Source organism: Azospirillum sp. B4, from assembly GCF_000333275.1.
Lineage (GTDB): Bacteria > Pseudomonadota > Alphaproteobacteria > Azospirillales > Azospirillaceae > Nitrospirillum.
In genome coordinates, this window is record NZ_BACU01000687.1 from 22,130 (window position 1) to 31,211 (window position 9,082).

Consider the following 9,082-nt stretch of genomic DNA (forward strand, 5'->3'; position numbering starts at 1 on the left):
CGACGGCTCATTCGCTGGCAATAGTGAACGTAAAGTTCCTGTCGTTTAGATGCCAGTGCCAAATGGCGGTAAAGGCTGCGCGTCACATCTCGTCACCAGCCAGACACACCCTTGCTTGACGCCCGTCAGTAATCCCCGGGATTAAATCGGACTGCCGCATCGACTGCCGCCGCCGCCTAAGATAAACTGCCCCCTGAAGGGGCCTGAGGCGCCTGGAATGCAAGGCGTGGGGACGAGTTCGACAATGCGGGAAGGTTTTGCGGTCATGGGCGGTGACGCCGGCGTGCCCGCCATGGCACGGCTTCTGTTCAGCGTGGCCGCCCCGTCGCCCGTCGCCGTTCCGCCCCGGGACGACGCTATCGACTGGGCGCAGCTGATGGCGGCCGTCCGTTCCCACAGTGTCGCCGGCCTGGCAGGGCGGCCCCTGGCACAGACCGTTCTCACCGCTTGGGGCGCTCCCGCACCGATAATGGACACCCTGAGCCGCCACACGCGGGCCACCGCCGTCAACGCGCTTTGGCTCGCCCGCCATACCGTGCGGACCTATCAGGCGTTGCGGGACGCCGGCATCCCGGCACGGGTGGTGAAGGGCGCGGTAGAGGGCGTGCTGTCCTATGGCGACCTGGCCCTGCGGTCGTTCTCCGACATCGACATCCTGGTGCCACCCGAGCAGGCGCCCGCCGCCGCCACCGCGCTGATGGCCGCCGGTTACCTGCCGGCGGCGCCCCGGGCGCTGCGCTTCGCCGGCCGTCCCGATATCGCGCTGTCGCAACTGCTCTTCATCAAGCCCGGCGGAACCGGGCAGGAGCCGCGCACCCTGGTGGAACTGCACTGGCGGCCGACCGACAGGCTGGTGTTGCTTCCCATCCCAATGGACCAGCTGATGGCCGATGCGGCCGACGTGGGCATCGGCGGCAGCGTCATCGCGACCTTGCCGTCAGCCTTGCGCATCCTGCACCTGTCCAGCCACGCGGCCTCGCACGGTTGGATGAAGCTGAAATGGGTGGCGGATATCGCCCATGCCCTGTCGGCCGATCCGTCCGCCGCGGCGGAGGCGGTGGAACTGGCCCGCCGGTGGCGCGTGATGGGAATTTATGCCGCCTCATGCCATCTGGCCGCCCGTCTGCTGGGGGCGCCCCGGCCCGAAGGACTGCCCCCTGCCGGACGGCGGGAGGAGGGGGCGCTGGCCCGCGCCCTGCCTTATCTGGTTCGGCCCCTGGTGGGGGTGGAACGGCGTGGTTGGCGTCCCCCGCTGCGCCAATTGCGGGAAGAGTTGCCACTGTTGGATCACCTGCCGGCCAAGCTGCGGCTGCTGCGCTATTACGCCCGGCCGCGCACCGAGGATATCGAGGCCAGCGCCCAGGACGCCTCGCTGTGGCGCATCACGTTATCGCGGCTGGGGCGCCTGGCCATGCATGGGCCCCGCCCTCCCGCAGCACCCGGGTGATACCAGACGACAATGATCCGCGGGGCAGCACAATTTCCGCCACCCATGCCCCGCCCTGGGATACACAACCTCCGCCATTCCACCCCCGCATCCGACGGTTCAAGGACAATGCCGCAAGGCCCCTCGCGCTCACTCACCCTGTCAAGCCAGGGCACGGAATGGCTTTCCCTGGCGCTCATCGGCATGTTGCTGACCGGCTATGCCTTGTTTAGCAAGGGTTTCGCCTATCTGGGCTTCCCACCGGTGTTCATTGGCGAGATCGTCATGGCCCTCTGCCTCGCCCTGTTCGCGATGCGGCCGGACTTCACCTTGTTGCGGATGCCGGGCGCGCCGTGGTTGATCATCGCCTTCGGTCTTTTTTGTGTGTTCCAGACCATTCCTTACGTTGGAACCTATGGTTTGATGGCCTTGCGCGACGCCGTCATCTACGGCTACGCAGTGTTCGCCATTCTGTTGGGCACGCTGATGAAGCGGCAGAGCCGCATGCAAGCACTGTTGCCGGTTTTCGACATCGTTTCACTGGTCGTGGTCCTGGCGACACCGCTGGTGGTGTACCTCGCACGGCACCAGGGAGTGCAGGTGGCTGGCAGCCCGCCCTTGCTGTTCCAGAAGGCGGGGGATCTGGCCGTACAGTTGGCGGGGGCCGCCTGCTTCCGCCTGACGGGTCTGAGCGGCTGGCGTCCCAAGGGCCCCACGAGCCTGAAGCGGGTTCTGGACATCGGATTCTGGGTGGCCTGGATTCTTTGCACTGCCTGGGCCGCCGCCAGCAGCCGTGGTGCCATGTTGGCGATCTTCATCGCCGTGGCGGTCGTTTTCACCGCCGGGTTCAACCGCCGGACCATTCTTTTTGGCGCCGGCTTTCTGGTTGCCACCACCATCCTGACCACCGCTTTCAACGTGGCCGTCGAGCAAGGCGGGGACGCCCGCACCGTGTCGGGTGAACAGCTTTTCGCCAACGCCATGAGTGTGGTGGGATATGAAATAGGGGATGACAGCACCAACGGTACCCTGCGCGGTACCGTGAAATGGCGCACCATTTGGTGGGATAGGATCGTCGTTGCCGCCATGAAGGAGGAAAACTTCTTCTCCGGCCGGGGATTCGGCATCAACTTGGCGGTCGCGGACGGAATAAGCGCCGACGCGACTGAAATCCTGCGGAGCCCGCACAGCATCCACTTGAACATCCTGGCCCGGGCCGGATTCATTGGCCTGGGGCTGTGGATCGCGCTGCTGCTTTCCTTCGCCTACTCGCTGTGGGCGGCAATCCGGCGCATGCGGCGCCGGGGTCTCGTCGCGTGGTCGGCCATGGGAACCTGGATATTGGCGTATTGGCTAGCCGCCATCGTCAACGCCAGCTTCGACGTCTACATCGAAGGCCCGCAAGGCGGAATCTGGACGTGGTGCCTGATGGGCTTGGGTTTGGCGTTCATCTGGCTGGAGCGACAGGGGAGCGCCAGATTGATGGGCCAACAGATCCCCCTTGCGGCGCATTGAGGCTACCGGGCGCCCCCATGGTCACGACACGATCCATCGCGGTGTTCAAACTCAACCATCTGGGCGACGCCGTCACCTTCCTGCCGACGGTCGCCGGGTTGCGAGCGGCCCTCCCCAGCGCCAACATCCTGGTGGTGTGCAGCGCCGCCACCGCCGTCCTGTACAGGCGGTCCATCCCGGGGGTGCCGGTCCTGGCGGTGGACATGAGCAGGGGCCGGAATGGGCTGAGCGCCGGCAACCTGGCCCGCGTCGCCTGGCGCCTCAAGGCTGACGCCTATCGCGAAGCCCTGTTGTCCTTCGACGAACCGTCGCTGTCTTACTGCGCCGCCTGGCTGGGGGGCAGTCGCCACCGCGTCGGCTACGACCTATGCGGCCACCGCCTGCAACCGTTGCTCACCGACGTGATCCGCCCCGGGCTGGGGCGCAGCGTCGTGGACATCAATTTCGACTTGGTGCGCCGGGCGGCCGGTGACGCCACGTTGATGCCCCAGCGGGTACCGGTCGGCCATGGCGCGGCCGATGCCGAGGCGGTGACCCAGCGCCTGGCGGCGGGCGGAATCGGACGCGACATCCCATTCGTTCTGTTGCATCCCTACAGCAAGCATTCCTACCAGCGCTGGCCTCTGGCCCATTACGCCGCGCTCAGCCAACGTTTGGCCCAGGCCGGCCTGCCCACCGTCGCCCTGACACAAGGCTTCGACGAGCCGGTGGGGCGGGCTCTCCGCCTGGACGCCTTGACGCTGCCCCAACTGGCCGCGCTGAGCGCCCGCGCCCGGCTGTTCATTGGCAGCAATTCCGGCCCCATGCATGTCGCCGCCAGCATGGGCACCCCCGTGCTGGCGCTTCAGGGGCCCACCTCGCCCGAATGGAACATCCCCTGGCTGGACGTGCCGCACGAGCACCTGACGGCCAGCGATGTCACCTGCGCGCCCTGTGAACGCCTGGGCCGGAAGCTGGGGGGCCACTGCGCCAACGAGGCGGCACCACTGGCCTGCATGAAAGCCATCGGCATCGAGCAGGTCATGACGCGGGCCCTGGCCCTCCTGGCCCGCACGTCCTGAGGCCCCCGACCCTGTCCCCGGTCGGCGGTTCAGCGGGAAGACCGCGCGCCCATCATCCCCGCCCGGACGGCCCACGCCGTCATGATGCCAAGGACGGCAACCGCCCCGGCCAGCCGCACGCCGAGGCCCGGAGTGAGCGTGTGCACACCCAGGAACAGGATCACGACCAGCAGCAAGCCGGGCGTCAACCGCATCAGCAGGGCGTTCAACCCAGCCCCCCGGAACAGCAGGATGGTGTGCGCCGCCAGGCGCGACACCCACACCCATGCCGCGCCGGTCAGTCCGAAATGGCCGATGACCGCCCATTGCAGGGGCAGGTAAACCACGGCCTGGGCCATGCAGGCCTTGGCGACCACGTCGGGCCGCCCCCGTCCCTGCAGGAAGGCGAAGGGAATGAAACTGTTGAAGCTGAACCACAAGCCGATCAGCAGGATCTCGCCCAAGGGCGCCGACTGCGCGCCGAACGACACGCCGATCCACAGTTCCAGAAAGGGCCGCACCAGCAGCAGACCCACCAGGACGACCAGGGTGGCCAGAACCGCCAGCCGGTGGACATTGACGCTCAACAGAACCCGCGCCTCCCCCTCCTCCAACGCGGCGAAGCGGGGGAACAAGGTGTTGAACAGCGCCCCCGGAATGATGATGGCCCGCTCCATCAGATTGCTGGGGATGGTGTAGGTGGTCACGGCGGTGGCGGTCAGCCGCATGCCGATGAACAGCCGGTCGATGGACCACAGCAAGGTGCCCAGCGTCGAGCCAACGGTGATCCAGCTGCCGAACCGGAACAGCCCGCGCGCCTCCGCCCGATCGAAGCGGAGCCCCTGGCGCAAGGCGGCGACGGCCCGCCGGCAGAACCACCCCAGCACCACCAGGGAGATGAAACGCCCCAGCAGCGCCGCCGCCACCAGGCCGGACACCCCGTATAGGCCGCCGACGGCCAGAATCAGCGGGAAAAGCTGGTACAGCACGGCGCCGGTCAACTGCCCCAGGTTCCATTCCAGGAAGCGCTGGCATCCCTGCAGGGTGCCGGACACCACCGACAATAGGGTAAGGACCGGCATGGCCAGGCCCAGCAACACCGGAATCCAGGTCAGTTCCCCCCGCATGCCGGGTGGAAGGTTCAGCATATGGTTCAAGACCGCCCACGACAGCGGCGCCAGCACCACACCACCAAGGGCGCCCGCCACGACGCTGAGGACCATTCCCGTCCCCACCAACGCGCCGGCGTGGTCGCTGCCGCCACCGCCCAGAGCGGCCAAGCGGCTGGTGACGGCACGGCCGAACCCCAGATCGAAAAAAGAGAAATTGCCCAGCAACAACCATGTCAGCGACAGGACGGCGTACCGCTCCGGCCCGATCACCTTCAGATAAACCGGGACGGTGGCCAGTTGCAGCAGGATGGGCAGGGCGAGACCCAGGAAGTTGAGGACCGTCGACGCCAGGAGATCGCCGCCGCCCCGCAAGCGCGTCAGACGGGCTTTGACCGCCATCAGCATGGGCGGGCCGCCAGCAGGCCCTGGTACAGGCCGACCTGGCGCTCCACCACCCGCGCCGGGGCGTGCGTGGCCTCATAATCGACGCGGGCCTGGTCCCCCAGCGCCACCCGTTCATTCAAGGACAGCGCCCCCCAGCGCGCGAGCGCGTGAGTCCAGGCGGCGCGATCGCCCGGCGCCACCAGAAAGCCTGTCCGCCCGGGCCGCACCCAATCGCGGCAGGCGCCCAGGTCCGACGCCATGACCGGTACGCCATGGGCCATGGCCTCCACCGCCACCAAGGCGAAGGTTTCCGGCACCAAGGATGGCAGCACCAGCAGCTCAGCCCCCGCCAACGCTTGCGACACCTCCGCCGGGGGCCGCTTTCCCACCAGCCGGACGCGCGGGCCTGCCATCGTCTCCAGGCGGGACCGCAAGGGACCATCGCCGATGATGGTCAGATCCATATCCTGTCCGGCCCAGAGGTCCACCAGGAACTCCAAGCCCTTCTCCCGGTCCAGGCGGCCGATGGCCACGGCACCCGATCGCGGCCGCGCCCTGGACGCCGCGCCCTGCCCCGGATCGGGCACGAAATTGGGTTTCACCACCACACGGTCGGGCGGCAGGCCCGCCCGCACCTGGATGGCGCGGGCCGCCGGGCTGGGGGTGAAGTAAAGATCCACGTCGCGCCGCCAGGTGCCGCGGGCTTCGTGCACAGCCACCATGGCCGTCACCGCCGCCGTGGCCGGCAGGCTGCCGCGATAACAGCGATGCGCCAGGGCCGGCCATTTGACTCGCCGCTCCACACACGCCTCGCACAGCGCGCCGTCGCGCAGCAGCACGGCACCGGGGCAGGCCAGGCGATAATTGTGCAGGGTCTGGACCACCGGGACGCCGGTGGCGTGGGCGGCGGCCAGAACCGAGGGAGACAACTGGGCGAAGGTGTTATGGACGTGGACCACGTCCGGGCGCCGGTCGGCGATGGCGCGCTGGACGTCGCGGTAGGCATCGGCCGACCATACGGCCCGGATGGCGGCGCCCAGGGATCCGGACGCGCCAATGGCGGCATTGTCGGCGATATGCGGCAGGACCGTCAGCCCGTACCGCTCCAGCGCCTCCATCTCCCGGTCCACAGCGACATCCTCACCGCCCCGGCGCTGATAGCGGCAATGAACGACAAGGATGCGCATGAACGTCCCAAGCCGTTAGAAGCGACGCTCCAGCACCTTGATGATGTCGCCCGGCATGATGGGCGTGCGCTCGGTCGCCTGGTATTCCATCTGCTTGCCATTGATGATGCGCACCAGAACCACCTCGTCCGTCACCGCGCGGTAGTCATAGCCGCCAGCCCGGGCGATGGCGCTCAACACCGTCATGCCGCTGGTGTACTGGAACTCCCCACCCTGGCGCACCTCGCCCAGCACGTAGAACGGCCGGAAGGTCAGCACCTCGACCGCCACATTGGGCTCCTGCAGGAAATTCTCACGCTTCAGGTTCTCTTCGATGCGGCGGGCCAGCATCTTGCCGGTGATGCCGCTGGCCGGGACGTTGCCGATCAGCGGGAAGGCGATGTTGCCCACCGGATCCAGGCCGAACTCACCGGTCAGGTTGGGTTCGTTGAACACTGTGACCCGGACGCGGTTGCCTGGTTCCAGCTTGTAACCGTCTGCGGGATTCTCAATCGACATCGGGGCCTTTTCCGAAGGGAAGGAACCGATGGAGCCGCTGCAGGCGGCGAGCGTCAGGGCCAGGATCGCGAATGCCGGGACGCGAAGGGTGGAAAAGCGGAAGCGCATGGGGTCCGTGGTCTTTTTCATGAGGCAACCGGGGCCATGCTCATACCATGGCCGATGGCATTTCGTCTGCCGTCTTCGCACCGGGCGCCTTCCTCCGGGCGGTCAGGACGCGACTGTCCGCACCCTGCAAGGCGACAGCCGACAGCAGGCCGGACGTGTAGGCGCCGGTGTCGATGGCGATGCGGTTGGACCGTTGATCAACAGCCGGCACGATGGTGTGACCGTGGACGATGGTCTTCTCGTGCCGCCGGGGGCTCTCCAGGAAGGGCGCGCGGATCCACAGCAAGTCTTCCAGCGTCTGGTCGGCCAAAGCGCGCCCCGGACGCACGCCGGCATGGACGAAAGCGTAGTCGCCGTAGACGGCCATGCGTTCCAGGCTGCTGAGGAAGGCCAAGTGCGTGGAGGGCAACTGGGCGGCCAGCGCGTCGCGCAGCCCGCGCGCCCGGTCCGCCGCCGATCCGCTGAACGCCGGCCGGACCCCGTAGCTGAGCACGGTCGCCAGACCGCCGAATTCCAGCCACGCCGCGCCGCCCACGGGATCCTGCAGGAAATCCAGCAAGGCGGCCTCGTGGTTGCCGAGCAGCCAATGCGTTCGGAAGGCCGGCAGGGGATTGGACAGCAGCAGGTCGATGACGCCCCGGCTATCCGGCCCGCGGTCGATATAGTCGCCGATATAGATCAGAATGGGGGTCAGGCCCTTGCCGTGCCGGGCCCAGTCCGCCTCGATTTCCGTCAGCAGCCCGCGCAGCACGGCGGATTCGCCATGGATATCGCCGATGGCATAGAGGATGTGGCCCTCAGGGGCCAGTGATGGGGCCTGAGCCAGACCAGGGCCCTGGGAAACGGCAGCGGCGCGGCGTGCCTTCCAAGCCGCGTGGAAACGACGCCACATGGGTTCGCCTCATGCCGGCGCGGCGGCCGCGTCAAGCGGCCGCGCCACGCCTATCCGCTTTAATTGGGGCTGACCGTGAAGGACGGCTGGGCGGCGATCGATTCGACCGAGGCCGTCTGGGTGGTGGTTGTCGTCTGCTGGGTCGTCTCAACGGTGACGGACGAATTGTTCAGGATGGCCGTCACTTGCGCGCTGTTGGACGCGTTGGCGCTGGCCAGGGCCGTGTTCTGGCTGGCGGTGGTCAGCACCTGGGCCACGGTGGAGGTCACGGTGGGAACGGCCGCGACCACCGCCGGCGACGTGGCCGCGGAATAGGCGTTGGCCATGGCCTGCACCGCCGCCGCGGGCGAAACCTGATAGACCGCCGGGGTCGACGCCACCTGGGCCACGGCGGTCGCCACCTGGGCCACCACCGCCGGCGCCACCTGGACCACCTGCGGATTGACCAGGATGCGGGACGCGGTGACGATCACCTGCGAGGTCTGGGTCGGGGACGTGGTGGAAACGGCGCTGGCCTGCACCGTCTGGACCGCCGCGGCGGCCGCATTGATGGCGGCCTGCGGGTTGCTGGCCAGCAGCTTCTCAGCCGCGCTGACGACCTGCAGGGCCAGGGCGGCGGCCTGGGCAGGATTGCCACCGGACAGGGTGTTCAACGCCGCCGTCACCGACGCGCTGTTGCCGGACAGCACCGCCGCCCGCAACGCGGGGGGCAGGCTGTTGACTGTGACGGCGGAGGTGGCCTGCTGCGCGACCGCCACCACGGGGATCATGCCGATGGCCGCGGCGCAGGTCGCGGCCGCGAAGAACATTTTCCCGAACGTCGCCATGGCGGCCTTCTCCCTATACGGCAAACAATACGCTTGAGCACACCGGGCCGCGCATGGCCCGGCACCCTGGAAGTAGTATTCCATTTCAGACGT

The 9,082-nt window shown here is 67.9% G+C and carries 8 protein-coding genes; 3 read left to right on the top strand and 5 right to left on the bottom strand.

What is annotated here, in order from left to right:
- The first annotated feature begins 265 nt into the window (after positions 1-265).
- The 3 genes from I55_RS30820 to I55_RS30830 all read left to right on the top strand — a co-directional run bounded on the left by I55_RS30820 (position 266) and on the right by I55_RS30830 (position 4,002).
- Positions 266-1,447, top strand: a complete 1,182-nt coding sequence (locus I55_RS30820) for a nucleotidyltransferase family protein (protein ID WP_159107307.1) — start codon at positions 266-268, stop codon at positions 1,445-1,447.
- 108 nt (positions 1,448-1,555) lie between these two features.
- Complete coding sequence (locus I55_RS30825) at positions 1,556-2,941, top strand: O-antigen ligase family protein (protein ID WP_044564550.1); 1,386 nt, start codon at positions 1,556-1,558, stop codon at positions 2,939-2,941.
- Between the two features lie 17 nt (positions 2,942-2,958).
- Positions 2,959-4,002 (top strand): glycosyltransferase family 9 protein, encoded by a 1,044-nt coding sequence (locus I55_RS30830; protein ID WP_044564551.1) that lies wholly within the window; start codon positions 2,959-2,961, stop codon positions 4,000-4,002.
- A 29-nt stretch (positions 4,003-4,031) separates the two neighbouring features.
- On the opposite strand, the gene I55_RS30835 is transcribed toward I55_RS30830, so the two are convergent.
- The 5 genes from I55_RS30835 to I55_RS37480 are packed head-to-tail and all read right to left on the bottom strand — an operon-like array spanning position 4,032 to position 8,989.
- Positions 4,032-5,498, bottom strand: coding sequence for an oligosaccharide flippase family protein (locus I55_RS30835; protein WP_049974673.1), 1,467 nt, complete (start codon positions 5,496-5,498; stop codon positions 4,032-4,034).
- Positions 5,492-6,664 carry a glycosyltransferase gene (locus tag I55_RS30840; protein ID WP_044564552.1) on the bottom strand — a complete coding sequence of 391 codons (1,173 nt, stop codon included), beginning with the start codon at positions 6,662-6,664 and terminating at the stop codon, positions 5,492-5,494. The genes I55_RS30835 and I55_RS30840 overlap by 7 nt, the downstream gene beginning before the upstream one ends.
- Positions 6,665-6,679: 15 nt before the next feature.
- The gene (locus tag I55_RS30845) at positions 6,680-7,291 is read right to left on the bottom strand and encodes a polysaccharide biosynthesis/export family protein (RefSeq protein WP_083901567.1); all 612 of its coding nucleotides are present in this window, start codon (positions 7,289-7,291) and stop codon (positions 6,680-6,682) included.
- Positions 7,292-7,310: 19 nt separating this feature from the next.
- Positions 7,311-8,162 (bottom strand): metallophosphoesterase family protein, encoded by an 852-nt coding sequence (locus tag I55_RS30850; protein WP_085940155.1) that lies wholly within the window; start codon positions 8,160-8,162, stop codon positions 7,311-7,313.
- A 59-nt stretch (positions 8,163-8,221) separates the two neighbouring features.
- Positions 8,222-8,989 (bottom strand): hypothetical protein, encoded by a 768-nt coding sequence (locus I55_RS37480; RefSeq protein ID WP_159107308.1) that lies wholly within the window; start codon positions 8,987-8,989, stop codon positions 8,222-8,224.
- Positions 8,990-9,082 lie beyond the last annotated feature (93 nt).

Bases quoted from the DNA above. Each gene is read 5' to 3' on its own strand.
- I55_RS30840 (WP_044564552.1), bottom strand. From the start codon at position 6,664: ATGCGCATCCTTGTCGTTCATTGCCGCTATCAGCGCCGGGGCGGTGAG.
- I55_RS30845 (WP_083901567.1), bottom strand. From the start codon at position 7,291: ATGAAAAAGACCACGGACCCCATGCGCTTCCGCTTTTCCACCCTTCGC.
- I55_RS30835 (WP_049974673.1), bottom strand. From the start codon at position 5,498: ATGCTGATGGCGGTCAAAGCCCGTCTGACGCGCTTGCGGGGCGGCGGC.
- I55_RS30830 (WP_044564551.1), top strand. From the start codon at position 2,959: ATGGTCACGACACGATCCATCGCGGTGTTCAAACTCAACCATCTGGGC.
- I55_RS30850 (WP_085940155.1), bottom strand. From the start codon at position 8,162: ATGTGGCGTCGTTTCCACGCGGCTTGGAAGGCACGCCGCGCCGCTGCC.
- I55_RS30825 (WP_044564550.1), top strand. From the start codon at position 1,556: ATGCCGCAAGGCCCCTCGCGCTCACTCACCCTGTCAAGCCAGGGCACG.
- I55_RS30820 (WP_159107307.1), top strand. From the start codon at position 266: ATGGGCGGTGACGCCGGCGTGCCCGCCATGGCACGGCTTCTGTTCAGC.
- I55_RS37480 (WP_159107308.1), bottom strand. From the start codon at position 8,989: ATGGCGACGTTCGGGAAAATGTTCTTCGCGGCCGCGACCTGCGCCGCG.